This window comes from Azorhizobium doebereinerae UFLA1-100 (genome assembly GCF_000473085.1).
GTDB classification, from domain to species: domain Bacteria; phylum Pseudomonadota; class Alphaproteobacteria; order Rhizobiales; family Xanthobacteraceae; genus Azorhizobium; species Azorhizobium doebereinerae.
On sequence record NZ_AXBA01000014.1, the window covers coordinates 1 to 24,828 of the forward strand.

Sequence of the window (24,828 nt, forward strand, 5' to 3'; positions counted from 1 at the left end):
AGCGACGGAAGACGGTGTTCCATTCTCCAAACAGCTCCGGCAGATCGCGCCAAGGCGAGCCGGTGCGCACGATCCACAGCACCGCCTCGATGAACATACGATTGTCCCGGCCCGAAGAGCCGCGCGTCCGCTCGTCGCCGATGATGTGCGGCGCTATCCGCGCCCACTGCTCATCCCCAAGCACCAGTCGATCAAGAACACCCATCGCTGCCTCATCAAAGGCAGCTTTGAATCACAGATCATTCAGCCCGGGAACCCCAAGAGTCCACACTACCTAGAGGCCGTCGGCGGGTTCGGCGGGCGCCGGCTTGGAGCGCGTGGCGGTGACGATGCCCGCCAGCACCAAAGCGTAGCCGACCCCGTGGAACCACTCGAAGCGCTCGCCGAGGAACAGGATGGCCAGCGCGGAGCCGAACACCGGCATCAGGTGGAAATAGGGCGCGGCGCGGTTGGCACCCACCAGTTGCACCCCGCGGTTGAAGGCGAGATAGGCCAGCAGCGACGGTGCCGTGGAGACGTAGGCGAACACCGCGAAGGTGAAGCGGTCGAAATGCAGCACCGCGCTGCCGCTGGCCAGTTCCCAGACCATGAACGGGGCCAGCAGCACTGCGCCCATGGCCATGATAGTGGCGAGGAAGGACAGCGGCCCGAGCGGCGGGCGCACCCGCAGGATGGCGGTGTAGAAGGCATAGATGATCAGGGCGACGATGATCCACATGTCGCCGACGTTGGGCTTCAGGTGCAGCAGCGTGTCCATGTCGCCGCGGCTGATGATGACGACGACGCCGATCAGCGAGATCAGGATGCCCACCGCCTGCCCGCCGGCGAGGCGATCGCGGAACAGCAGCAGGCTCCACAGCGCCACCAGCAGCGGCCCCATGGACTGCACCAGCAGGCCGTTGAGCGCCTGGGTATATTGCAGGCCGTAATAGCTCATGGCGTTGTAGCAGGCGATGCCGCTGGCCGAGAGCACCACCAGCCGCCAGAAGTGCTGCCGGATGATCGGCGCGTCGCGGCGCAGTTGCGGCCAGGCGAACGGCAGGATGATGAGCGTCGCCCCCAGCCAGCGCAGGCAGGCGATGGTGATGGGCGGCACCGCCCCGACCATGTAGCGCCCCACCACCATGTTGATGGCCCACAGCAGCGCGGTGAGGCTCAGCAGCAGATAGGGGGCGTTGGCGATGGGAGCCAGCATCCGGCTGGCGAGGTGACGCGACATGAAACCTCCTGGCACCCGGTACGTCCGGATGTCGTTTACGGCCCGCCGGCGCGGGCCGTTCCGCCGCCCCGGCGGGTGGCTTCCTCTACCCCGCGCAAGGCAAAAGCGGAAATGAAAGTCGGTGCGCCATCCATCGCCCCCGCTGATGGATGAGCGGGAAAGCGCCTATCGCCCCCCGGGCAGCAGCAGATAGGAGGTGGGATTGTCCGGGCACAGGCCGCCGGCGCATTCCAGCACCGTGGACACGCCGTTGCCGAGCGCCAGCAGTGCCGCCAGCGCCACTATGGCGAGGCCGAAGGTGGCGCCGCCTCGGGTGCCGGCGCCCGCCTCGGCCGGGGCGAACTGGCGGTCGAACAGCAGCATGACGGCGCTGCCCAGGATGATGGCCATGTAGACGACCAGCGCCCAGCTGTAGAAATGCAGCCCGAGAAAGGCGTCGCCATAGGTGCCGGTGCCGGGGACGATGTGCAGCAGGACCTGCCGGGTGGAAATCAGCGCGCCGCCAAAGGCAGAGAGGATCACCACCGCATAATGGCTTGGACGCGGGCCGAACTTCACGTTGAGCGCGAGCCCGAGGGTGGCGCCGACGAAGCCGGCCCGCTGGAGCAAGCACAGCGGACAGGGCAGGTCGCCCAGCACGATCTGGTCCACGAAGGCGACGATGAGCACGATGCTCACCGCCAGCAGGCCGAGCGCGTTGAGCAGGCGGGACGTGGGAGCGTTGATGAGCGCGGTCATGGACGGCCCCTCACAGCACGATGTTGAGGGGATCGGTGGCGTGCAGGCGGAACAGCACCAGCAGCGCCGCCATGGACAGCGCCCAGAGTACCAGTGCGGCACCCCGTTGCCCGGCGAACACGCAGATGAAGGCGGCGGCGACGCCGAAGAATGGAATGCTCATCATGGGCGGCCTCCCGGCGGCGGGTCGCGAATGGAATCGCTTGTCTGGACAGGCTAGAGCAGGCGCCGACCGGCATGCAACGCAAGCCGGTCGGCGTGGGCGTCGCGCGCGACGCGCCGGGGGGCCTCAGCGCTTGGAGCGGGGATAGGCGGTCTTGTCGTCCGGTGGGGTCAAGCCCTGCATCAGATAGAGGATGTCGTTGGCCAGGGAGGCGCAGATCTCGGTGCCGTTGGAATCGGTCATCCCCTCGGTGTTGCTGAGCACGAACACCCCGCCCGGCGCGGGCGCGACGCCGGGCGTCTCGCTGGGCAGAAAGGCGATGTAGCTGCTGAAGCCAGGCAGGTCGCCGTCCTTCCAGACCGTGGCGAAGGTGGTGTCGCTGGCCGGGGTGAGGAACCAGGCGAGGCCCAGTTGGTCGCCCCACGGCGTGGTCACCGTGGTCGAGGCGGTCTGGAGCTGGCCGAGCAGCGGGCTGAGCGGCGATTGCGGCTCGAAACTCATGTTGAAGCACAGCCACTTCAACATGTCGTCCGGCGTGGCGACGATGCCGCCCGCGGCGTTATAAGCGGTGAACTGCGGCCATCCTGGCGCGGCGATGGAATTGTAGGTCTGTCCATTGTAGAAATAGCCGCGCGGCAAGGTGTCGAGCCGCACTTCGTCGAAGAACTGGGCCGAGAGACCCAGCGGCTCGAAGATCAGATCCACCACGATCTGCTCATAGGGATCATCCGTGCCCGCGAGCGTGGGCATCACCGCCCCCATCAGCGCGAAGCCGAGATTGGAATAGCGATAGGCCGGCTCGGGGAACGGCCCCATGGTGGTGTAGTTCAGGAAGCCCAGCATGCCGGGGATCGTATAGGGCTGGGGCATGTTGGCCGGCTCGTCGTCGGCCGCGCCATTGTCCTGCGGCAGGCCGGAGGTGTAGTTCACCAGCGTCGTGAGCGGGATCTGCGCGAACTGGCTGCCGATCTCAAGCTCCGGATAGTCGCCCAGCACCGCATTCTCCAGGTCTTCGCCGTCGAGATAATAGGCATAGGCGGTGGCGGTGAACGTCTTGGTCACCGAGGCGATGACGAAGGGCGTATCGGCATCGAAGGCCAGCGCGGTGCCGTCCTGCATGCGCAGCCCGCCGAAGGTGTAGATCGTGGAAAAGGTGGGGCTGGCGATGCCGATGGCAAAACCGAGGCTCACGCCGTCCGGCACGCCATCAAGATAAGGTTCGACCAGTGCCTTGAGCTGCGCCTCGGTCGGCTCGACGATGGTGGTCATGTGCTGCTCTCCCTGAACGGTCGCCCCCGTCAAGTTGGCGCTATTCCCGTTGCGTTGTCACGACACCCAGCGTGCTTGCGGCCTATTTCAGGTAGCGGGCGAGAAAGGCCGGCACCCGGTCGAGGGCGTCGGCGCGGGCCTCCGGATCCATCGCGACGATGGGCACGGCGCCGGAAGCGGTGCGGAATTCGGGCCGCTCCTTATAGGCAAGGCCGGGCCAGTCGAAATCGTGATAGGCGCCGGAATAGATGCGCAACGTCACCGGGCTGCCGGCGCTCGCCGCCTGGGTGAGCAGGGCCTCGCAGGGGGCGAGCGGCGACCAGACGTCCTTCTCTCCCAGCAGTACGAGGAGCGGAATGCGGCTGCTCCAGCCGCCCTTCTGCCGCTCCAGGTTGCAGGAGGCCGGGTAGAAAGCGATGGCGGCGCGGAAATCGCGGGCCGGGGGCAGGCCGGCGAGGCGGGCGGGACTGTCGGTGCGCAGGGTGTTCAGTACGGCACCGCCGCCCAGGGACCAGCCGATCACCGCGACCTTGTCGGGCTTCACGAAGGGCTGTGCCTGGAGATAGGCGAGCGCGCCGTAGAGATCCTGCGGTCGGGCGCGATAGACCTCGCCCTGGAAGTTGGCCGGCGCGCACATGCTGCGCACGCCGCGCGGGGTGAAGCTGTCCACCATCAGCACGTGATAGCCGGCGGTGGTGAGGCGCCGGGCCCAGTCCTGCTCGCGGACGTTGATGGCGCCGCCACGTCCTAACAGGCCGCCGCAGCCATGGGCGAACACCACCGCGGGCGCCGTCGCGGCGCCGGTGCGGAACAGGTAGCCGTCGATGGTCGTGCCGTCGCGCGAGGGGAAGGAGACCTTCTCCTGCGCCCGCGCGGTACCCGCCGCCAGCATGCCGCAGAGGGCCAGAACCACGGCGCCGACGCCGTATTGAAACGCGCGCATGACCACCTCCCCGAGAGCACACTCCCTGCGGCTCCGTCGCGACCTTAGGCAGCTTTGCCGTGGGACGCACCGTCCCCCAGCGGTACAGGCCGGCGCATGCGTACCGGAACGGGACGATGACGGCCGGACCGCGGAACGGGCCGAGGCTAAAGCGTGTCCGAATCGCCCAAGGCGGTGCCTTCCGCTTTCGTTCCGCACGGCAGCGTTTCCCGTGCCTGTCCCGGAACGGGACGGCGGGTCATCGTCAGGGGAACGGCAAGGGATCAAAGCGGGCCCGAATCGGTAAGCGCCGCGCTTTCCGGTCTTGTTCCTGGGACGGGAGCCTCGGGCCGGGGCGCGGCGGAGCTGCGTCTCGAAACGGGAAAGCCCGCTCCGACGGCGGAACGGGGCGGGGACAAACCGCGCCCGAATCGGACGCGCCGCCGTGTTGGGGCTTCGTTCCGCCGGCGGGATCAGGCCGCGTCCTGGGCCTCCCGGTCCACGATGGAGACGATGTCCGCCATGATGCGGTTCAGCTCGAAATTCTTCGGCGTATAGACCGCCGCCACACCGAAGCCGCGCAGCTGCGCCTCGTCCTCCGGCGGGATGATGCCGCCCACCACCACCGGAATGTCGCTCAGCCCTTCGGCGTGCATGCGCTCCATCACGTCGCGTACCAGCGGCACGTGCGAGCCGGAGAGGATGGAGAGGCCGACCACGTGAACGCTCTCCTCCAGCGCGGCATTGACGATCTCCGCCGGGGTGAGGCGGATGCCCTCGTAGACCACTTCCATGCCCGCATCGCGGGCCCGCACGGCGATCTGCTCGGCGCCGTTCGAGTGGCCGTCGAGGCCCGGCTTGCCCACCAGGAACTTCAGCCGTCGGCCGAGCTTGTCCGACACGGCTTCCACCCGGGTGCGCACCTCGTCGAGGCCCTGGGTGTCCACCCGCGCCGCCCGGCCGACGCCGGTGGGGGCGCGATATTCGCCGAAGATCTCGCGCAGGGCCGTGCCCCATTCGCCGGTGGTGATGCCGGCCTTGGCGCACTGGATCGACGGCTCCATGATGTTGGTGCCCTCCCGCGCGGCGCGCTTCAGCGCCTCCAGCGCGGCGGTTGCCGCCGCGCCGTCGCGGCTCTCGCGCCAGGCCTTCAGGCGGGCCACCTGCTCGGGCTCCACATGCTCCGGCACGGTGAGGATGGAGCCTTCCCCGGTGGTGAGGGGCGATGGCTCGGTATCGGTCCAGCGGTTGACGCCCACCACCACCTGGTCGCCGCGCTCGATGGCCTCCAGGCGGCGGGTGTTGGATTCCACCAGCTGCTGCTTCATGTAGCTGTTCTCGATGGCCGCCACCGCCCCGCCCATGGCGTCGATGCGGGCGAGTTCCTCCCGCGCCTCGGCCTTCAGCTCCTCCACCTTGCGGTCGATCTCGGTGGAGCCGTCGAAGATGTCGCCATAGTCCAAGAGGTCGGTCTCGTAGGCGAGCACCTGCTGCATGCGCAGCGACCATTGCTGGTCGAACGAGCGCGGCAGGCCCAGCGCCTCGTTCCAGGCCGGGAGTTGCACCGCGCGGGCGCGGGCCTTCTTGGACAAGGTAACGGCAAGCATCTCCAAGAGGATGCGGTAGACGTTGTTTTCCGGCTGCTGCTCGGTCAGGCCGAGCGAATTCACCTGCACGCCATAGCGGAACAGCTTCTGCTTGGCGTCGGTGATGCCGTAGCGGTTGACGCAGATCTCGTCCCAGAGATCCACGAACGCACGCATCTTGCACATCTCGGTGATGAACCGCATGCCGGCGTTCACGAAGAAGGAGATGCGCCCCACAACCTCGCCGAAAGCCGCTCCTTCCGCCTCGCCGGATTTCTTCACCGTGTCGAGGATGGCGATGGCGTTGGCCAGCGCGAAGGCCAGCTCCTGCACCGGCGTCGCCCCCGCTTCCTGGAGATGGTAGGAGCACACGTTCATGGGGTTCCAGCGCGGCAGGTGCTCGGTCGTGAAGACGATCACGTCCTTGGTCAGGCGCATGGAGGGCGCGGGCGGGAATACATAGGTTCCGCGCGAGAGATATTCCTTGATGATGTCGTTCTGCGTCGTGCCCTGGAGGCGGGCGCGGTCCGCGCCCTGCTCGTCCGCCACCGCGATATAGAGCGCCAGCAGCCACGGCGCGCAGGCGTTGATGGTCATGGACGTGTTCATGTCGGCGAGCGGAATGTCGGCGAACAGCGCCCGCATGTCGCCGAGATGGGAAATGGGCACGCCCACCTTGCCCACCTCGCCGCGGGCGAGGGGGTGGTCGCTGTCGTAGCCGGTCTGGGTGGGCAGGTCGAAGGCGACCGAGAGGCCGGTCTGCCCCTTGGCGAGATTGGAGCGGTAGAGCTTGTTGGACTCCGCGGCGGTCGAATGCCCGGCATAGGTCCGGAACAGCCACGGTTTGTCACGGCTCGCCATAATCTCCCCCCTTCGCGCTTCTGCACGTTCTGGTCGGCTTTATCTTGCGCCGCAACGCAAACGCCGTCGATGCCATTTTTGTCTAGGTGCGGTGCCCGCTCACGTCACCAGCGAGATCACGAACAGCAGGATCACCGCGCCGATGGTGGCGGAGATGATCTTGCCCACGATGCCGCCGACGATGAAGATGTTGCCGAACAGGAAGCCGCCCACCAGCGCGCCGACGATGCCGACGGCCATGTTGCCGAGCAGGCCGAAGCCCTTGCCCCGGAACAGCTGTCCCGCCAGCCAGCCGGCGATGGCGCCGACGATGAGCATTCCGATCAACGCACCCATGCTGTGTCCTTTCGCCTTGCCGCCGGACGGCGCGGCCCGATCTTGGGCCAGGACGCCGGCGTTCGGAAGGGGGCGCGCCGTCGCGCCGCGCCGGACGAGGGCACCGCCGCAGACCCACAGGCCGCGGTCCCCTCTCCGTCGAAAGAAGGCTCGTCAGGCGGAATTTCTCTGCTACGCTGCAACGCGAAACAGCGTGATCGTCGACTTCCGATTGTGCAGCGAGACCGAATGGTCCGTGAGAGGAGAGAGGACCCATGGGCCAGCCCGCCACCGCCACCCCCACATCCGATCCGGGGCTCAAGGACCTCTACGAGCTCGGCGAGATCCCGCCGCTCGGCCACGTGCCGAAGCAGATGTACGCCTGGACCATCCGCCGCGAGCGGCACGGCCCGCCGGAGGAGTCCTTCCAGGTGGAGGTCGTGCCCACCTGGGACTTGGGCGAGACCGACGTGCTGGTGCTCGTGATGGCCGCAGGCGTCAATTACAACGGCATCTGGGCGGGCCTTGGCGAACCCATCTCGGTGTTCGACGTGCATAAGCAGCCCTATCACATCGCCGGTTCCGATGCCTCCGGCATCGTCTGGGCGGTGGGGGCCAAGGTCAAGCGCTGGAAGGTGGGCGACGAGGTGGTCGTCCATTGCAATCAGGACGATGGCGACGACGAGGAGTGCAACGGCGGCGACCCCATGTTCTCCCCGTCCCAGCGCATCTGGGGCTATGAGACGCCCGACGGCTCGTTCGCGCAGTTCTGCCGCGTGCAGGCGCGCCAGCTCATGCCGCGCCCCAAGCATCTCACCTGGGAAGAGTGCGCCTGCTACACCCTGACCATGGCGACCGCCTATCGGATGCTGTTCGGCCACGCGCCGCATGACGTGAAACCGGGCCAGTTCGTGCTGGTATGGGGCGCCTCGGGCGGGCTCGGCGTGTTCGGCGTGCAGCTTGCCGCCGCCTCCGGCGCGCATGTGATCGGCGTGATCTCGGACGAGACCAAGCGCGATTACGTGCTCGGTCTCGGCGCCAAGGGCGTGATCAACCGCAAGGATTTCAAGTGCTGGGGCCAGATGCCCAAGGTGAATTCGCCCGAGTACAATGACTGGGTGAAGGAAGCCCGCAAGTTCGGCAAGGCGATCTGGGACATTACCGGCAAGCGCGACGTGGACATGGTGTTCGAACATCCGGGCGAGCAGACCTTCCCGGTATCCTGCCTGGTGGCCAAGCGCGGCGGCATGGTGGTGTTCTGCGCCGGCACCACCGGCTTCAACATCACCTTCGACGCGCGCTATGTGTGGATGCGCCAGAAGCGCATCCAGGGCTCGCACTTCGCCCATCTGAAGCAGGCCTCGGCGGCCAACCAGTTCATCATCGACCGGCGGGTGGACCCCTGCATGTCGGAGGTGTTCCCGTGGGATAAGATCCCGCTGGCCCACACCATGATGTGGAAGAACCAGCATCCGCCAGGCAACATGGCCGTGCTCGTCAACGCGCCGCGGGCGGGCCTGCGCTCGTTCGAGGACGTGGTGGAGGCCTGTACGGGAGACTGAGCGTCCCGGCCCGGCGTCGCAGCCGGGCGGATGCCGCTCGGCGGCGCCCGGCACGGGCGCCGCACCCCATGGACAGGGGCGCGGATTGGCGCCACAAGCCCGGCATGGCTGTTCCAAGACAGGTGGTGATCATCGGGGCGGGCCCGGCTGGGCTGATGGCGGCCTCGCGGCTGGCGGAGGCCGGCGTCGCCGTGCGGATCTTCGACCGCATGCCCGCGCCGGCGCGCAAATTCCTCATGGCCGGACGCGGCGGGCTGAACCTCACCCATGGCGAGCCGCTCGATCTGTTCCTCACCCGCTACGGCCCGGCTGTCGGGCGCCTCGCGCCCGCCATTCGCGCCTTTCCGCCCGAGGCGCTCCGGGCCTTCGCGGACGGCCTGGGCGAGCCCACCTTCACCGGCTCCAGCGGCCGGGTGTTTCCCAAGAGCTTCAAGGCCTCGCCTCTGCTGCGGGCGTGGCTGCGGCGGCTGGGCGCGGCGGGCGTGGTGCTGGAGGCCCGCCACCGCTGGACCGGCTGGGACGCCGCCGGCGCGCTGACCTTCGAGACGCTGCACGGCCCCGTCACGGTGCGGGCCGATGCCGTGATCCTGGCGCTGGGTGGTGCCTCCTGGCCGCGCCTCGGCTCCGACGGCGGCTGGCGCGCCCTCCTGGAGGGACAAGGCCTTGCCGTGACGCCGTTCGCCCCCGCGAACATGGGCGTGCGGATCGACTGGTCGCAGGAGATGCGGAGCCGTTTTGTCGGCACACCGGTGAAGCGCATCGCGCTCTCCTGCGGTGAGGCGCGGGTGCGCGGCGAGATGGTCGTCACCGGGACGGGGCTGGAAGGCGGCGCGGTCTATGCCCTGTCCCGTGTCATTCGCGACGCCTTCGCGGCCGGCGGGCAGGCGGAGATTACCGTCGACCTGCGGCCGGACCTCGACGTGGCGGCGCTCGCCGCGCGCCTTGCCGCCGCGCCGGCCAAGCTCTCCCTGGCGGAGCGGCTGCGCAAGGCCGCGGGGCTGTCGCCGGTCCACGCCTCGCTGCTGCGTGAGGGCATGGCGGAGCGGCCCGGAACCCCGGAGGCGCTGGCCCGCCTCATCAAGGGCGTGCCGCTTCAGATCAGCGGCCTAAGCGGCCTGGAACGGGCGATTTCCACCGCCGGTGGCCTGGCCTGGGCGGAGGTCGAAGACGACTTCTCGGTGCGCGGACGGCCCGATCTTTTCGTCTGCGGCGAGATGCTGGACTGGGAGGCACCCACCGGCGGCTATCTGCTGCAGGCCTGCTTTGCCACCGGCCGGGCGGCGGCCGAAGGGGTGCTGGCCCGCCTCAAGACCTGCAAAGATGTTTCGAATTTCGCCGCTAAATGAGCATAACTTAAAATCTTAGGATGTGACGCTGGGTCTGGACATACTCATGCATCCGCAAATACCGGATGGGTGGGTAACATGGTCGATATTATCGGGACCCTGGATTCGGACAATCTGCAAGGCCTGTCTCCGCAAGGCGATGTCCTGGTCGGACGCGAAGGCAATGACGTCATCGTCGCCTATGCCGGATCCGGCGCCGATTACCTGGAAGGCGACGGCGGCAATGACACGCTGGTGGGCAATGGCGGGGACGACGTCCTCACCGGCGGCACCGGCGAAGACAGCCTCCATGGCGGGGCGGGCGCGGACCTGCTGATCGGCGGCGACGGCATCGACACCGCCGACTATTCAGGCCTCGTCAGCGGGCCGCAGGTCGGCGTGAGCGTGAACCTCGCCACCGGCGAAGGCGCGGGCGGCGATGCCGAGGGCGACCTGCTGTTCGGCATCGAGAACATCACCGGCACCAACGGGGCCGACGTGCTGGTCGGCGATGCGGGCGACAACACCATCTATGTCGGCTCGGGCCAGTATCATGCCGTGGATGTGGTCGACGCCGGTGTCGGGGACGACACCGTCATCATCGGCGCGGGCGCGGCCATCGCCGATGGCGGGGCGGGCAACGACCAGGTGGTGATCGCGTTCACCCAGGCGACGGGCGTCACCTTCAGCTTCTCGGACGGGGCCACGGCCAACGGCACCACCTTCACCAATTTCGAGAGCATGAACGTGTTCGGGACGCAGGGGAGCGACACCTTCTACGGCGGCGCCGGCGAGGACATCCTGTATGGCGGCGCGGGCCGGGACTATCTGCGCGGCGGGGCGGGCAACGACAGCCTCTATGGCATGGAAGGCCATGACAGCCTGCGCGGCGGGGCCGGCGACGACCGCCTGGAAGGCGGCTGGGGCAACGATTTCCTCGTCGGCGGCTCGGGTTCCGACAGCTTCGTCTATGACGATCTGAATTCGAGCCGCGACCGCATCATCGACTTCCAGGCGGGTGATGACGGCGACAAGATCGAACTGTCCCTCTACCGCCAGTCGGAGACCGGCATCCACTCGTTCGAGGATTTCGTCGACCATCTGACGGAGACCGACCAGGGGCTCTATCTGGACCTCTCCGGGCACGGCCCTTGGCCGATCGGCGTGATCATCGAGAATGTCCACATCGCCGACCTGACGCCGGACAATCTGGCGCTCGACCTCTTCGCCTGAACCCTTAAGGCCCCGCCGACGGCCGTCAGCGGCCGCCGGCGAGGCCGGGCGGGGCGAGGGGATTGTCGGTGAGGGCGGCGCGATCCGGCGTATCCACCTTCGGCACGCCGAGGAAGGCCTCGAACAGCCGCTGGATGACCGCCGGCTCCAGGTCGCGAACGATCATGACGAGGCGGGTGCGGTGGTCGTCGTCCGGCCAGGCCGGCAGGCGGGTGGGCGGGTGCATGATGTGCTGGACGCCGTGCAGCACCACCGGGGCCGACGGGTCGTCCTGCAGCTTCACGATGCCCTTCATGCGCAGCACGCTGCCGCCGTGGGTGGCGCGCAGCAGTTCCAGGAACAGGTCCAGCGTCGAGGCGGAGATGGGCGCGTCGGTGGCCAGCGTGAAGGCCTTGATGCGGTCGTCGTGGCGGTTGGGATCGATCCCGCCCGGCAGGCCCTCCGCCGCCTCCCGGTTCGCCGCCATCTGCTCTTCGGCCAGCCAGCGCGCCACGTCGGGGATCTTGCGCGCCGGGTCATACAGGCCGGCCTTGAGGATGCGGTCCGCGCTCGCCTCTCCCGCCGCCGCGTCGAGCACCGGCGCCAGGGGGGCGAGCCGGGCAAGGCGGGCGCGCAGGGCGGCAAGGTCCGCCTGTTGCGCCGGGGTGGTGGCGAGGTCGGTCTTGGTCAGCACGATGCGGTCCGCCACCGCCGCCTGCTTCACCGCCTCCGGCTGGGCATCGAGGGTAGCGTTGCCGTTGATGGCATCCACCACCGTCACCACGCCGTCGAGCCGATAGCGCAGCAGCAGGTAGGGGTGGGTCATCAGCGTGTGCAGGATGGGGGCGGGGTCGGCGAGGCCGGTGGTCTCGATGAGCACGCGGGAGAAAGGCGGCAGGCGGTTGTTGTCGCGCCCGCGCAGCAGGTCCTCCAGCGCCGCGACGAGGTCGCCGCGCACGGTGCAGCAGACGCAGCCGCTGGCCAGCAGCACCACGCCCTCATCCACCTCGCGCACAAACAGATGGTCGAGGCCGATCTCGCCGAACTCGTTGATGAGCACGGCGGTGTCGGCCAGCGCCGGGTTCGCCAGCAGACGGTTCAGCAGCGTGGTCTTGCCGGCGCCGAGGAAGCCGGTGAGGACAGTGACGGGAAGCGGCTCCGGCGGGCCGCGCCGAGGCGCGGTGGCGGGCGCCGGCGCGTCCGGAAAGGGATCGGTCAAGACATCGCCTTCAGGCGTTCAGGTTCCGGGCCGGGCGGCCGGTGCGGGCGCCGCATCGCTGTCCGACGGCGCAGGCTTGCTGGCTGCTGTCTTGGGTGCGGCGGTATTGGGCTTGGCCGCGGTGGTCGCCGGCTTGGCTGCCGACTGGGGCACAGGCTGCGGCCTTGCGGCCGGCACCGGCTTCGCCTGGAAGCCGTGCTTCTCCGCATTGGTCAGCGTGGCGTTGGGCCGTGACGAGGACACCGGCTTCGCCGCCGTCGGGGGGGCGAGCTTCTTGTCGACGTCCCCGGTGGTGGTCGCCGCCTGCTTGGTCTTCTTGTCGCCGGGCTTGGCCGCGACAGGCTTCTTCTCTTCCTCGGGATAGGCCGTCTCCAGCGGAGTCGGCGCGCCCTTGGGGCCCAGGAACACGGGAATGGGGGGCATGGAGGGCGGCAGGGTCTGGAGCAGCGCCGCGCCGGGGTTCTTGCCCGAGAAGCCGGCCGCCTGGGCCGCCTGGGTGGCATAGGAGGTGGCCGAGCCGCCGCTGCCGAAGATGGCGTCGTCCTCATTCTCCGACAGCAGCTGGCCGCGCTTGCCGCCGCAGATATAGGCCTTCATGTCGGTGGGCTCGCCGCCGGTATCGGCGATGTTGTCCAGCGTCGGAGCGGCCGATCCGAAAATCGACCAGGACGGCTGGAAGCCCTTTTCGAACAGCATGGCCGCCTGCTCGGTGCGCGTCGCGGCGGACGGCGCGCCGAGGATGACGGCGATGAGCCGCTTGTTGCCGCGCGTGGCGGTCGCCACCAGGTTGAAGCCGGAGGAGCAGATGAAGCCGGTCTTCATCCCGTCGGCGCCCGGATAGCGGTCGATCAGGCGGTTGTAGTTGCGGATGACCGCCTTGCCGAGCTTGATAGCGGGGATGCGGAACAGCGCCTCCTGCTCGGGGAAATGGTAGATCAGCGCCCGCGCCAGCACCGCGAGATCGCGGGCGGTGGTGTATTGCTCGGGGTCCGGCAGGCCGTTGGGATTGTTGTAGTGGGTGCCGTGCATGCCGAGCCGGGCGGCGGTGTCGTTCATCTCCTCGGCGAAGGCCGGAACGCTGCCGCCCACGCCCTCGGCGATGACCACGGCCATGTCATTGGCCGACTTGACCATGAGCATGCGCAGCGCATTCTCCAGCGTCAGCTGCGTGCCGGCCTTGAAGCCCATCTTGCTCGGCTGCTGGTTGGCGGCGAGCGGGGAGACGGTGAGCAGCGTGTCGAAGGTCAGACGGCCTTCCTTCACCGCGTTCAGCGCCACATAGACGGTCATCAGCTTGGTGACGGAGGCGGGGTACCACGGCTTGCCGGCGTCCTGCTGCTCCAGCACGCGGCCGGTATCGGCTTCCACCAGCAGCACCGGGGTCGCGCTCACGGATGTTCCGGCCACGCACACCAGCGCGGTGGCCGAGAGGGCGATGCGGAGGGCCGCGCCGCGCACCGGCGAGACGGCGGCCGCGAGACGTGCGGAAAGGCTGGACAGGCCCGGCAATGCTGGCTCCCTCGTGCGCACGCCGCCGGCCCGTCGGCCCGCGAATAGGCGCGCGCGTCATGAACGCGGCACAGGGCGGCGACCGGGTGGGTTACGCTCTGCCCATGCCTGAGTAGGACGCCCCCCGGCGACGCTGGTGTTTTCCTTATCCTTTTTCGCTGTTTCGGGGAAGGCGCAACCTTGCCTCAGGCCGTGGCCGGCCGGATCACTTTTCTCAAGGTTCGGCTGGAGAGGCCGAGCGGAAAGCCGGCGCATCGCCCTTAAGGGACTGCTGTCAAATGACTTTTTCTGCCCGCCCGCCGGCTCGCCCGCAAGGGCGTTCGTGCCATCATGGATTGAATTTTCAGGGCCTGCACCCCTACGTTTCCACCAGCGGCTTCTCGACCGCGTCGGCCGGGGCGAGGAATTGCGCGCGGGCGAGCGCGGCGAAGCGCCCGCCCAGCCGCACCAGTTCGTCGAACGTGCCGGCCTCGATGATGCGGCCCTGCTCGAACACCAGGATGCGGTCGGCATCGCGCACCGTGGCGAGGCGATGGGCGATGACGAAGGTGGTGCGGCCCTTCATCACCTCGTCCAGCGCCGCCTGCACCTTCTGCTCGGTGGAGGCGTCGAGGGCGCTGGTCGCTTCGTCGAGGATGAGGATGGGCGGGTCCTTGAGCAGCGCCCGGGCGATGGACAGGCGCTGGCGCTCGCCGCCCGACAGCGAGCGGCCGCGCTCGCCCACCATGGCCTTGAGGCCCATGGGGTTGCGCTCCACCAGCTCCAGCGCCTGGGCCCGCTCCAGCGCGAGGCGCAGTTCCGCCTCGGTGGCGTCCGGCTTGCCCACCCGCAGATTGTCCTCGATGGTCCGGTTGAACAGCATGGCTTCCTGGAACACCACGCCGATCTGGTGGCGCAGCGAGGCCAGCGTCACGTCGCGGATGTCGGTGCCGTCGATCCGCACCGCGCCGGACTGCGGGTCGAACACGCGGTGGAGCAGCGTGAGCGCCGTGGACTTGCCCGCGCCGGTCGATCCGACGAGGGCGATGGTTTCGCCCGGCGCGGCATGGAACGACACGTCGGCCAGGGCGCTGCGCTTGCCGTCATAGGAAAACGAGACATCGTCGAACCGCACGTCGCCCTTCACGTCGGCCAGCACCGTGGCACCGGGCCGGTCGCGCACCTGGCCCACCGTGTCGAGCACCTGGAAGAATTGCGCCAGCCCCGGCGCCGACATGACCAGGCGGTTGATGAACCCCACGGTGTTGTCCAACCGCCCGATGAGCATGGTGGCGAAGCCCACGTAGGTGACGATGTCGCCGATGGCGGCGAGCCCGTGGAGATAGAGCCAAGTGCCGATGAGCAGGATGGCGAGGATGGTCAGCGTCGTCGCCGCCCGTGTGGCGATCGATACCAGCGCCCACCAGGACAGCACGGGGATCTGCGCGGCGAGCACCTGGCTGGCGGTGTCCTTGAGGCCGCGCACCTCGGCCTCGATGCGGGTGTAGCTCTGCACCAGGGCAACATTGCCGAGGGCGTCGGAGGCGTGCTCGGCAAGGCTGGCGTGATGGCCTTCCACTTCCCGTTGCAGGGCCTCCGTGCGCCGCATCACGTAGCCGGTGACGAAGCCGAAGACGAGCATCAGCACCACCAGCACGATGCCGAGGCGCCAGTTGATCCAGATGCCCACCGGCACCAGCACCACCAGCGAGACGACGGCGGCGCAATCCTCACGGAAGAAGGACAGCCACATGCCCCACAGGGCATCCGTGCCCTGGAGCATGATCTTCAGCAGCCGCCCGGAGTGGGTCTCGCCATGAAAGGAGAGCGGCAACTGGAGCACGTGCTCGAAATATTCCGTCAGCACGCCGAGCCGGCGGCGGTGGGAGAGCCGATCCGCGTGCAGCGAGATCAGCACCCCGGCGAGGATGTTGAACAGGCCGAACGCCACCCAGGCCCCCAGCAGCGGCGCCAGCTCGCCATAGGTGGGCGGCCGGGCCCCGGCCTGAGCCCCGGCCAAAGCGTCGATGATGCGGCCGAACAGGATGGGCTCGGCAAACTGCGCCACGGCGAGCGCAAGGTTGCCGATCGCCAGCGCGACGCCGACCTTCGCCAGCGGGCCCAGCAGCGACAAGGCGCGGGCATAGATCAGCAGCAGGTTCATCGCGCGCCGTCTCCGGGTCGGCCGAGGTGGCGAGAGGCGGTTACGCCGCCGCCCGGCCTCCGGCCCTGGGTCTGGCGTTCAGCAAAGACCGGGCGCATGGGGCAAGGCAAGGCCTCGCCGCGTGGTATCTTTTGACCGGGCTGCGGACGCGGCCTTGATGCGGTCCAGCTCATTGCGCAAGAAAGCAGGCGTGCGCGCCGATGATCCGGCGGCGCGCCTCCGTCCGTGTCCATCGGGAGCCGTCATGAGCGAACCGCGCCATCCTGCGTCCGCCGCCCCGTCCGGGCGGCTCGCCATCGGCCCCGGCGACCTGGAGGGAGCGGTTGCGGCGGGCGTGCTGGAGCGGACGCAGGCGGATGCGCTCTGGATCTATCTGAAGGCGCGGGCGGCCGGCGCCACCGGCGGCCTGGAAGCGCCCGCCTTCACCTTCGGCCACACGCTCTATTATTTCGGCGGGCTGCTGGCGATCGCCGCCATGAGCCTGTTCATGACGCTGAGCTGGGATGCGCTCGGCCCCTGGGGCATCGCGGTGCTGGCCGTGCTCTACGGCGTCGCCTGCTGGGTCGCGGCCGAAATCCTGCTGCGGCGCGGGCTGGCCATTCCCGCCGGCCTGCTCGGCGCGCTGGCGGTGTGCCTGGTGCCGCTCGCCACCTGGTCGGTGCAGCATGCGCTGGGGCTGTGGCCGGAACTCGACGGTGGGATTTCCGGCGCGCGCTACAGCCAGTATCACCAATGGGTGGACGGGCGCTGGGTGACGCTGGAGGTGGCCACGCTGGCGGCCGGCGGATTGATGCTCTGGCGCCTGCCGCTGCCCTTCATGGTCATGCCGCTCGCCATCACGCTCTGGTACATGAGCATGGACCTGTCCCACTGGCCGCCGGGCGGGCCGGATGCCTGGGAATGGGATCATGCCCGTCGCGTGTCCATGGCCTTCGGCGTCATCATGTGCGTCGTCGCCGGAGCGCTGGACATCTATCGCCGTCGCCGCCGGACCGCGGATTACGCCACCTGGCTCTATCTGTTCGGCGCCATCGCCGCCTGGAGCGGGTTGGCCGGCAGCGAGTGGGCGCGTCTCGGCTACGCGCTGTTCAACGCGGCGCTGGTGCTGTTCGGCGCCGCCATCGGCCGGCGCATCTTCACCGTGCTCGGCACGCTCGGGGTCGCCACCTATCTCGGCTATCTGGCTTTCGAGCTGTTCCAGGACAGCCTGCTGTTCCCGCTGGCGCTGAGCGTGCTCGGGCTTGCCATCGTGGCGCTCGGCATCTGGTGGCAGCGGCACGAGGCTGCGATCCACCGGCGCCTCGCCGCCGTGCTGCCGTCCGTTTCGGCCGGGGAGTGAGGGCATGGACCTGCGGGGACGCCATCGGCTTACGGGGGCTGGATGATGGAGCGCCTCGCCAGTGAGCGCATGTTCGTGGCGGTGCTGGACACCGGCAGCTTCGCGGCCGCCGCCGAGCGGCTGGGCACCAGCAGCGGACAGGCCTCCAAGCTGGTCTCCAAGCTGGAGGCGGATCTCGGCGTGCAGCTTCTCAAGCGCACCACCCGCGCGCTGTCCGCCACCGAGGTGGGGCAGGCCTATTACGAGCGCATCCGGCTGCTGCTGGAGGAATTCGACGCCCTCGACGCCTCGGTGCGCAACGCGTCCGGCGCCCCCGCCGGCCGGCTGCGGCTGACCGCTCCCAAATCCTTCGGCACCATCCAGCTGGCGCCCCTGCTGCTGGATTTCGCCCGCGCCTTTCCCGACATCCAGCTCGACGTGAGCTTCTCCGACCGGGTGGTGAACGTGGTGGAGGAAGGCTTCGACGCGGCCATCCGCATCGGCGCCCCCGGCGATTCCAGCCTGATCGCCCGCAAGCTGTGCGGTGCCCGCATCGTCCTCGTCGCCTCCGCCGATTACCTGAAGGCCCGAGGTGAGCCGCTGCGGCCGGCGGACCTCCTGCGCCACGAATGTGTCATCGACACCAATTTCCGCGATCCGTTCAACTGGCGATTCCGCGTCGGGGCAGACGGGGAGATGGAGACGGTCGCGGTCACGGGCCGCATCCGCTTCTCCGATGGTGAGGCGTGCATGGCTGCGGCTGAGGCGGGCCTCGGCATCGCCCGCCTGCCGAGCTTCATCGCCGGCCCCCGCATCCAGGCCGGCGCGGTGCGGCCGCTGCTGCTGGGGCTGGAGGAAGGTCCGCACGGCGTCTATGCGCTCTATCCGCCGGGGCGGCATCTGGCCTTGAAGGTGCGGGCGCTGGTGGATTTCCTCGCCACCTGTTTCCGCGGGGAGCCGGCCTGGGACGTGGGCTGGTAGAATGGGCAATCACGCCGCCGCGAGCTCTATTCCTTCCTATCTGGAAGGAAACAACTCCGGCGCGCCGGCTTAATCCGGCGCCCGGCGAGGAACATAGTCCGGCCATCGGTTCCTTACCCATCGCCGGAGACACATCATGTCCGACAGCAACACCGCCCCTTACGCCGCGCTCCTCCTGCGCATCGCCCTGGGCATCCTCTTCCTCGCCCATGCGGGCCTGAAGATCTTCGTCTTTACCCCTGCCGGCACCGCGGCCTTCTTCGGCTCGCTCGGCCTGCCCGGTTGGCTGGCCTATGTGACCATCGCCTGGGAAGTGCTCGGCGCCGTCGCGCTCATTGTCGGCTTCCTGCCGCGTCTGGTGGCCGTGGCCATGATCCCGGTCCTGCTCGGCGCCATCGCCACGGTGCACGGCCCGGCCGGCTTCTTCTTCACCAACCCCAAGGGCGGCTGGGAATATCTGGCGCTGTGGATCGTCGGCCTGATCGCGCTGGCGCTGACCGGCGACGGCGCCTTCGCGCTGGTGCGCACCCCCATTGGAAAGTCCGCGCGCTGAGCGCCTGAAAGGAGTGCGTCCCATGGCCGCCCCATCCCTTGCTCCCGAGAGCCACCTTGTGGCGAAGCCTGAAGCCGGTGCCGCCCTTGCCATGGGCCGTGTCGCGCTGACCGTGAACGACCTCGACCGGGTCGCCGCGTTCTATCAACAGGCGGTCGGCCTGCACCGCCTCTCCGGCGATGCGGCGAGCCTGGAGCTGGGGGTGGGCGACACGGTGCTCCTGCAACTGCGGCGGGACGCTGCGGCCCGCCGCCGTTCGCCCCGCGAGGCGGGCCTGTTCCACACCGCCTTCCTGCTGCCGGCGCGGGCGGACCTTGCCCGCTGGACGCGGCATGCCATGGCGACCCATACCCCGGTGGTGGGGGCCTCCGACCACGCCGTGAGCGAGGCCATCTATCTCTCTGACCCCGAGGGCAACGGCGTCGAGATCTATGCCGACCGCCCGGCCTCGGCCTGGGCCTGGCAGGACGGGCAGGTGAAGATGGTGACCGAGGCACTGGACTTCGAGGGCCTGCTCGCCTCCGCCCCGGACGGCGCGTGGCAGGGCTTTCCCGAAGGTTCCCGCGTCGGCCATGTCCACCTCCAGGTCGGCGCGATCGCCCCGGCGGAGGCCTTCTACGCGGGCGTGCTCGGGCTCGACGTCACCTGCCACTATCCCGGCGCCACCTTCTATGCCGCCAACGGCTATCATCACCACGTGGCGACCAACGTCTGGAACAGCCGGGGAGCGCCGGTGCGGGACTATCCGTCCACAGGCCTTGCCGAAGTGACGATCGAGGCCGGCCCCTCGCGCCTTGAGGCCATCGCGGCCCGGGCCTCTGTGTCAGAGGCCTCCACCCTGACCGACCCCTGGGGCACCGCCATCGCCCTGGTGGCGCGGCCCGCCGCTTAGAGCCCGTTCGGCTCAAACGGCATCGCCGTTTGAGCGGTAAAACAGTCTGTATCAACGTGTTTGGCACAGACGGACAGCCCCGGCTGCAACAGGAGACGGACCCATGCTCGTCGACGGAAAATGGACGGCGGACTGGCAGCCGGTGCAGGCCAGCGACGCGAAGGGCGGCTTCGTGCGCCAGGTCTCCGGCTTCCGCAACTGGGTGACGCCCGACGGCGCAGCGGGGCCGAACGGGGAGGGCGGCTTTCCGGCCGAAGCCGGGCGCTACCATCTCTATGTGGCCCTGATCTGCCCCTGGGCCTCGCGCACGCTGATCGCCCGCAAGCTCAAGGGCCTGGAGGACGTGGTTTCGGTGTCCGTGGTCGAACCCGCGCTCACCGACCAGGGCTGGCGCTTCGGCGACTACCCCGGCGCCGACCGCGACACGCTCAACGGCGCCACCTACCTGCACGAGATCTATACCCGCGCCGATCCTCATTATACCGGCCGCGCGACGGTGCCGGTGCTGTGGGACAAGCAGCGCAAGACCATCGTCAACAACGAATCCGCCGACATTGTCCGCATGCTCAATTCCGGCTTCGGGGTGCTGGCGGACGGGACGCTGGACCTCTATCCGCCGGATCTCGCCGCCGAGATCGACGCCTTGAACGCGCGCATCTATCCGCGCCTCAACAACGGGGTCTACCGGGCCGGGTTCGCGACCACGCAGGCGGCATATGAGGACGCCTTCGCCGACGTCTTCGGCATGCTGGACGAACTGGAGGCGCGGCTTTCGGCCATCGGTCCGTTCCTGCTCGGCGGGCGTGTCACGGAGGCGGACATCCGCCTGTTCGTCACGCTGATCCGCTTCGACGCGGCCTATCACGGCCTGTTCAAGTGCAACCTGCGCCAGCTTTCGGCCTATCCGGCGCTGACCGCCTACACGCGGCGCGTCCTCGCCGTTCCCGGTGTGCGCGACACCGTGAGCATCGCGCACATCAAGCGCGGATATTATTCCATGAAGGCGCTCAATCCCGCCGGCATCGTCCCGGTGGGGCCGGACCTGTCCGATCTGCTGGGCATGACGGCCTGAGCCCGTGGCCGCGGCCGTGTAGGCCGCGCCCCGTGCCCGGCAGGCGCCGGTGGATCAGACGTCCACGCTGGCTTTCAGCGCGTTCTCCTGGATGAAGTCGCGGCGCGGCTCCACCAGGTCGCCCATGAGGCGGTTGAACAGGTCGTCGGCCGCGTCCACTTCCTTCACCTTCACCTGCAGCAGCGAGCGGGCGTTGATGTCGAGCGTGGTTTCCCAGAGCTGCTCGGGGTTCATCTCGCCGAGGCCTTTGTAGCGCTGCAGCGAGAGGCCCTTGCGGCCGGTGTCCGTAACCGCGTCGAACAGGTCCACGGCGCCGAACACGCCGTGCTCGTCGCTCTTGCGGCGGAGCTTGGCGGTGCCTTCGAACACCCCTTCCAGCTGCTTGGCGAGGCTCTCCAGCCGCCGCGCCTCGGGCGAGGCGAGGAAGGCGGCATCGAGCAGATTGGTCTCCAGCACGCCCCGCACCCGCCGCGACAGGCGGATGCCGGTCTCGTCCGCGGTGCCTTCCCAGGTCCGCTCGGTGTCCTCCGCCAGCGCGTTCATGCGCATGGCGATGCGTTCGACGGCGGCGTTCGCGAGGTCCGGCTCGTCGAGGATGCCGGCGGTCAGGCCGTCGGCGAGCGCGGCCTGCTCGGCCACCGCCTTATTGTAGCGCGGGTGCAGGTTGAGCAGCGTCAGCCGCATCTGGCGCGACAGCTCCACCACGGCGGCCAGGTCGGCGCCGGTGCGCACCTCGCCCCCGGCGAGGTGGAGGGAGGCATCCTCCAGGCCCGCGGTGATGAGATAGTCCTCCAGCGCCTTCTCGTCCTTGATGTAGGTCTCGGACTTGCCGCGCGTGACTTTGAACAGCGGCGGCTGGGCGATGTAGATGTGCCCGTGTTCAAGAACCTCCGGCATCTGCCGGAAGAAGAAGGTGAGCAGCAGGGTGCGGATGTGGGAGCCGTCCACGTCCGCGTCGGTCATGATGATGATCTTGTGGTAGCGCAGCTTGGCGATGTCGAAATCATCGCGGCCGATGCCGGTGCCGAGCGCGGTGATCAGCGTGCCGATCTGGTCGGACGAGAGCATCTTGTCGAAGCGCGCGCGCTCCACGTTGAGGATCTTGCCGCGCAGCGGCAGCACCGCCTGGAAGGCGCGGTCGCGGCCCTGCTTGGCGGAGCCGCCGGCCGAGTCGCCCTCGACGATGAAGATTTCCGACTTGGCCGGGTCGCGCTCCTGGCAGTCGGCGAGCTTGCCGGGCAGCGAGGCGATGTCCAGCGGGTTCTTGCGTCGGGTGAGGTCACGGGCTCTGCGGGCGGCTTCACGGGCGGCGGCGGCTTCCACCACCTTGCCCACCACCGACTTGCCCTCGGAGGGGTTCTCCTCGAACCAGGTGGAGAGCGCCTCGCCCACCAGGCTCTCGACCACCGGCCGCACCTCGGACGAGACCAGCTTGTCCTTGGTCTGGGAGGAGAATTTCGGGTCCGGCACCTTCACGGAGAGCACGGCGGTCAGGCCCTCACGGCAATCCTCACCGGTGGGGTCCACCTTCTCCTTCTTGGCGATGCCCGAGCGGTCGGCATAGCCGATCACCTGCCGGGTGAGCGCGGCGGCAAAGCCGGTGAAGTGGGTGCCGCGGTCGCGCTGCGGGATGTTGTTGGTGAAGCAGAGGATGTTCTCGTGGTAGCCGTCGTTCCACGACAGCGCGGCTTCCACGGAGATGCCGTCGCGCTCGGCGCGGATCACCACGGGCTTCTGCAGCAGCGCCTGCTTGTTGCGGTCGAGATAGCGCACGAAGGCCTCGACGCCACCCTCGTAATGCAGCTCCTCGCGCTTGGTGTCCGGGGTGCGGTTGTCGGTGAGGATGATCAGCACGCCGGAATTCAGGAAGGCGAGTTCGCGCAGCCGGTGCTCCAGCGTGGCGAAGTCGAACTCGATCCGGGTGAAGGTCTCGGGCGAGGGCAGGAAGGTCACCTTGGTGCCGCGCTTGCCCGCCGGGGCGTCGCCCACCACCTTCAGCGGCGCTTCCGCGTCGCCGTGGCGGAAGCGCATGTAGTGTTCCTTGCCGTCCCGCCAGATGGTCAGGTCCAGATAGGTGGACAGCGCATTCACCACCGACACGCCGACGCCGTGCAGGCCGCCGGAGACCTTGTAGGAATTCTGGTTGAACTTACCGCCGGCGTGCAGCTGGGTCATGATGACCTCGGCCGCCGAGACGCCCTCTTCCTCGTGGATGCCGGTGGGGATGCCGCGGCCGTCGTCGGTGACGGTCACCGACCCGTCGGCATTGAGGGTGACGGTGACTTCCTTGGCGTGGCCGGCCAGGGCCTCGTCGATGGCGTTGTCCACCACCTCATAGACCATGTGGTGCAAGCCGGAGCCGTCGTCGGTGTCGCCGATGTACATGCCGGGACGTTTGCGCACGGCGTCGAGGCCCTTGAGGACCTGGATGGACTGGGCCCCGTATTCTTCGGGGGACGCCGCGGGCACGGGTTCGGCCATGGTGCTGTCTCGAATCGTTGTATCGCTTGGATTGATATGTACCGCAAAGCCGCGGTTATTTGGTGGCAACCGCCACGGCCGTACCGGCCAAAACGGTTCCGCACACACGATTTATGGTCTTCAGGGCGGAGGTGCCGGCCACGAGGTGGCGCGTGCGATCTGCCGAATACACGTAAAACGCGAAAACGGCACTCAGGACGACACAGATCGCGCCTGACAGCTCGGTGAAGCCCAATATGTCGATGTGCTGCAGATCGACCATCGCCGGGAGCATGGCGAGATAGAAGGCCATGGTCTTGGGGTTGCCCATGGTGAGGGCGAGCCCGGCGCCGAACAGTCCGCCGCGCCCAGCCCGTGCGGGCAGGCCGGCCACATCCGGCGCTTCAGCCGGCGCGGTCCACATCCTCCAAGCCATCAGGAGCAGATAGCCGGCACCTGCGAGGCGCACGAGGAAGAACAGGCTGCCCATGGTCGCCGCCAGAGCGGAGAGGCCGAGAATGGAAGCCGCAAGCCACAGCACGTCGCCGAGGATCAGGCCTGCGATGAAGGGCGCTGCACCCTGCCGCCCACGCGCCAGGGTGCGCGCCACCAGTGCAACCACTGCCGGCCCGGGGGTCGCCGCCGCCACCGTCAGAATGGCAGCGAAAAACGCGAGGGTGGCGAAATCCATGGCCCGTGTGTGCGCCCGCGCGGGCACAGGGTCAAGTCCGCCCCGCCAAACCCTGATGTATCAAGGCTTCGGGCGCCTTCTGGAAGGCGCCCGGCGGGCTCAGTTGTTGATGACCATGACGCGGGTGCCGAGCGGGACGCGCTCGTACAGGTCGATGATGTCCTGGTTCAGCAGGCGGATGCAGCCGGAGGAGACTTCGGTGCCGATGGTGTCCGGCTCGATCGTGCCGTGCAGGCGGAACATGGTGTCCCGGTCGCCGTCATAGAGATAGAGCGCGCGCGGGCCGAGCGGGTTGGTCTCGCCGCCCGGCAGGCCGGCGGCATAGGGCTTGTAGCGGTCCGGCTGCTTGGCGATCATGTTCGCCGTGGGCGTCCAGTGCGGCCACTTCTCCTTGCGCTTGATGGTGGCCATCCCGCGATAGCTGTAGCCCTGCCGGCCGACACCCACGCCGTAGCGGATGGCCTTGCCGTTGGCCTGGACGAGGTAGAGGAAGCGGTTCGGCACGTCGACGACGATGGTGCCGGGCGGGAACTTGGTGGGATAGTCCACCACCTGGCGCAGCAGCTTCGGGTCGAGGCCGGAGATGTCCACCGCGGGCACTTCGAACGGCTCGCCGACGATCTCGCCGTAGCGGGCGTCGCCGATGGTCGTCACGACCGGGGGCGGGGCGTTGGTGACGCAGGCCGCCAGGAACAGCGGGGTGCCAATGACGAAAGCGCGCCGGCTGAGAGCGGCGGGGGGCGGGAAACGATCGCGGGCCATGATTCCCCGAAACGGTGGGATGAGCTGATTCGCCTTCTAGCATGCGGGTTTGCGGC

General features: G+C 68.6%; 22 protein-coding genes. 8 read left to right on the forward strand and 14 right to left on the reverse strand.

All coding sequences use genetic code 11. The features are described 5' to 3' along the window. From YU1_RS29120 to YU1_RS0111745, 8 genes are all read right to left on the reverse strand, one after another. Positions 1 to 205 (reverse strand): transposase (locus tag YU1_RS29120; protein ID WP_035713895.1); only part of this gene is annotated, 205 nt, incomplete at its 3' end. Between the two features lie 69 nt (positions 206 to 274). Beyond that, entirely contained in the window at positions 275 to 1,219 is a 945-nt protein-coding gene (locus tag YU1_RS0111715; RefSeq protein ID WP_029004231.1) for a DMT family transporter, read from the reverse strand. 165 nt (positions 1,220 to 1,384) lie between these two features. Further along, positions 1,385 to 1,957, reverse strand: coding sequence for a disulfide bond formation protein B (locus tag YU1_RS0111720; RefSeq protein ID WP_051356781.1), 573 nt, complete (start codon positions 1,955 to 1,957; stop codon positions 1,385 to 1,387). A 10-nt stretch (positions 1,958 to 1,967) separates the two neighbouring features. Beyond that, positions 1,968 to 2,123: a DUF5993 family protein gene (locus YU1_RS33985; protein WP_029004233.1), complete on the reverse strand. Its 156-nt coding sequence runs from the start codon at positions 2,121 to 2,123 to the stop codon at positions 1,968 to 1,970. A gap of 123 nt (positions 2,124 to 2,246) precedes the next feature. Beyond that, positions 2,247 to 3,389, reverse strand: coding sequence for a serine hydrolase domain-containing protein (locus tag YU1_RS0111730; protein ID WP_029004234.1), 1,143 nt, complete (start codon positions 3,387 to 3,389; stop codon positions 2,247 to 2,249). An 82-nt stretch (positions 3,390 to 3,471) separates the two neighbouring features. Beyond that, the gene (locus tag YU1_RS0111735; RefSeq protein WP_035715102.1) at positions 3,472 to 4,332 is read right to left on the reverse strand and encodes a dienelactone hydrolase family protein; all 861 of its coding nucleotides are present in this window, start codon (positions 4,330 to 4,332) and stop codon (positions 3,472 to 3,474) included. Positions 4,333 to 4,784: 452 nt separating this feature from the next. Further along, positions 4,785 to 6,758 carry a protein meaA gene (locus YU1_RS0111740; protein ID WP_029004236.1) on the reverse strand — a complete coding sequence of 658 codons (1,974 nt, stop codon included), beginning with the start codon at positions 6,756 to 6,758 and terminating at the stop codon, positions 4,785 to 4,787. A 99-nt stretch (positions 6,759 to 6,857) separates the two neighbouring features. Continuing rightward, positions 6,858 to 7,094, reverse strand: a complete 237-nt coding sequence (locus YU1_RS0111745; RefSeq protein ID WP_029004237.1) for a GlsB/YeaQ/YmgE family stress response membrane protein — start codon at positions 7,092 to 7,094, stop codon at positions 6,858 to 6,860. 254 nt (positions 7,095 to 7,348) lie between these two features. Between YU1_RS0111745 and ccrA the strand changes: the two genes are divergently transcribed. The 3 genes from ccrA (at position 7,349) to YU1_RS34730 (ending at position 11,193) form a co-directional block, all read left to right on the forward strand. Then, positions 7,349 to 8,635: a crotonyl-CoA carboxylase/reductase gene (gene ccrA / locus YU1_RS0111750; RefSeq protein ID WP_029004238.1), complete on the forward strand. Its 1,287-nt coding sequence runs from the start codon at positions 7,349 to 7,351 to the stop codon at positions 8,633 to 8,635. A 104-nt stretch (positions 8,636 to 8,739) separates the two neighbouring features. Further along, a complete protein-coding gene (locus YU1_RS0111755; protein WP_029004239.1) occupies positions 8,740 to 9,981 on the forward strand; it encodes a TIGR03862 family flavoprotein in 1,242 nt (413 codons plus the stop codon). 78 nt (positions 9,982 to 10,059) lie between these two features. Then, positions 10,060 to 11,193, forward strand: a complete 1,134-nt coding sequence (locus YU1_RS34730; RefSeq protein ID WP_029004240.1) for a calcium-binding protein — start codon at positions 10,060 to 10,062, stop codon at positions 11,191 to 11,193. Positions 11,194 to 11,218: 25 nt separating this feature from the next. Here the strand turns inward: YU1_RS34730 and YU1_RS0111765 are convergent, their stop codons facing one another. From YU1_RS0111765 to YU1_RS0111775, 3 genes are all read right to left on the reverse strand, one after another. Next, entirely contained in the window at positions 11,219 to 12,391 is a 1,173-nt protein-coding gene (locus YU1_RS0111765; RefSeq protein ID WP_029004241.1) for a CobW family GTP-binding protein, read from the reverse strand. Positions 12,392 to 12,409: 18 nt separating this feature from the next. Next, positions 12,410 to 13,900 (reverse strand): D-alanyl-D-alanine carboxypeptidase family protein, encoded by a 1,491-nt coding sequence (locus YU1_RS29125; protein ID WP_245263303.1) that lies wholly within the window; start codon positions 13,898 to 13,900, stop codon positions 12,410 to 12,412. 358 nt (positions 13,901 to 14,258) lie between these two features. Further along, positions 14,259 to 16,043: a glucan ABC transporter ATP-binding protein/ permease gene (locus YU1_RS0111775; protein ID WP_029004242.1), complete on the reverse strand. Its 1,785-nt coding sequence runs from the start codon at positions 16,041 to 16,043 to the stop codon at positions 14,259 to 14,261. 244 nt (positions 16,044 to 16,287) lie between these two features. Here YU1_RS0111775 and YU1_RS0111780 point away from each other — a divergent pair, with 244 nt between their 5' ends. The 5 genes from YU1_RS0111780 to YU1_RS0111800 all read left to right on the forward strand — a co-directional run bounded on the left by YU1_RS0111780 (position 16,288) and on the right by YU1_RS0111800 (position 20,859). Continuing rightward, the gene (locus YU1_RS0111780; RefSeq protein ID WP_029004243.1) at positions 16,288 to 17,382 is read left to right on the forward strand and encodes a hypothetical protein; all 1,095 of its coding nucleotides are present in this window, start codon (positions 16,288 to 16,290) and stop codon (positions 17,380 to 17,382) included. 42 nt (positions 17,383 to 17,424) lie between these two features. Then, positions 17,425 to 18,342: a LysR family transcriptional regulator gene (locus YU1_RS0111785; RefSeq protein ID WP_245263304.1), complete on the forward strand. Its 918-nt coding sequence runs from the start codon at positions 17,425 to 17,427 to the stop codon at positions 18,340 to 18,342. A 136-nt stretch (positions 18,343 to 18,478) separates the two neighbouring features. Then, positions 18,479 to 18,895, forward strand: a complete 417-nt coding sequence (locus YU1_RS0111790; RefSeq protein WP_029004245.1) for a DoxX family protein — start codon at positions 18,479 to 18,481, stop codon at positions 18,893 to 18,895. Between the two features lie 22 nt (positions 18,896 to 18,917). Then, on the forward strand, positions 18,918 to 19,787 hold the full coding sequence (locus YU1_RS0111795; protein ID WP_051356782.1) for a VOC family protein: 870 nt from the start codon (positions 18,918 to 18,920) through the stop codon (positions 19,785 to 19,787). A gap of 103 nt (positions 19,788 to 19,890) precedes the next feature. Next, on the forward strand, positions 19,891 to 20,859 hold the full coding sequence (locus tag YU1_RS0111800; RefSeq protein WP_029004247.1) for a glutathione S-transferase family protein: 969 nt from the start codon (positions 19,891 to 19,893) through the stop codon (positions 20,857 to 20,859). 54 nt (positions 20,860 to 20,913) lie between these two features. Here YU1_RS0111800 and gyrB read toward each other — a convergent pair whose 3' ends face one another. The 3 genes from gyrB to YU1_RS0111815 all read right to left on the reverse strand — a co-directional run bounded on the left by gyrB (position 20,914) and on the right by YU1_RS0111815 (position 24,772). Next, positions 20,914 to 23,340: a DNA topoisomerase (ATP-hydrolyzing) subunit B gene (gene gyrB / locus YU1_RS0111805; protein WP_029004248.1), complete on the reverse strand. Its 2,427-nt coding sequence runs from the start codon at positions 23,338 to 23,340 to the stop codon at positions 20,914 to 20,916. A 55-nt stretch (positions 23,341 to 23,395) separates the two neighbouring features. Next, positions 23,396 to 24,010 carry a LysE family translocator gene (locus tag YU1_RS0111810; RefSeq protein WP_029004249.1) on the reverse strand — a complete coding sequence of 205 codons (615 nt, stop codon included), beginning with the start codon at positions 24,008 to 24,010 and terminating at the stop codon, positions 23,396 to 23,398. 99 nt (positions 24,011 to 24,109) lie between these two features. Continuing rightward, on the reverse strand, positions 24,110 to 24,772 hold the full coding sequence (locus YU1_RS0111815; protein WP_029004250.1) for a L,D-transpeptidase: 663 nt from the start codon (positions 24,770 to 24,772) through the stop codon (positions 24,110 to 24,112). Positions 24,773 to 24,828 lie beyond the last annotated feature (56 nt).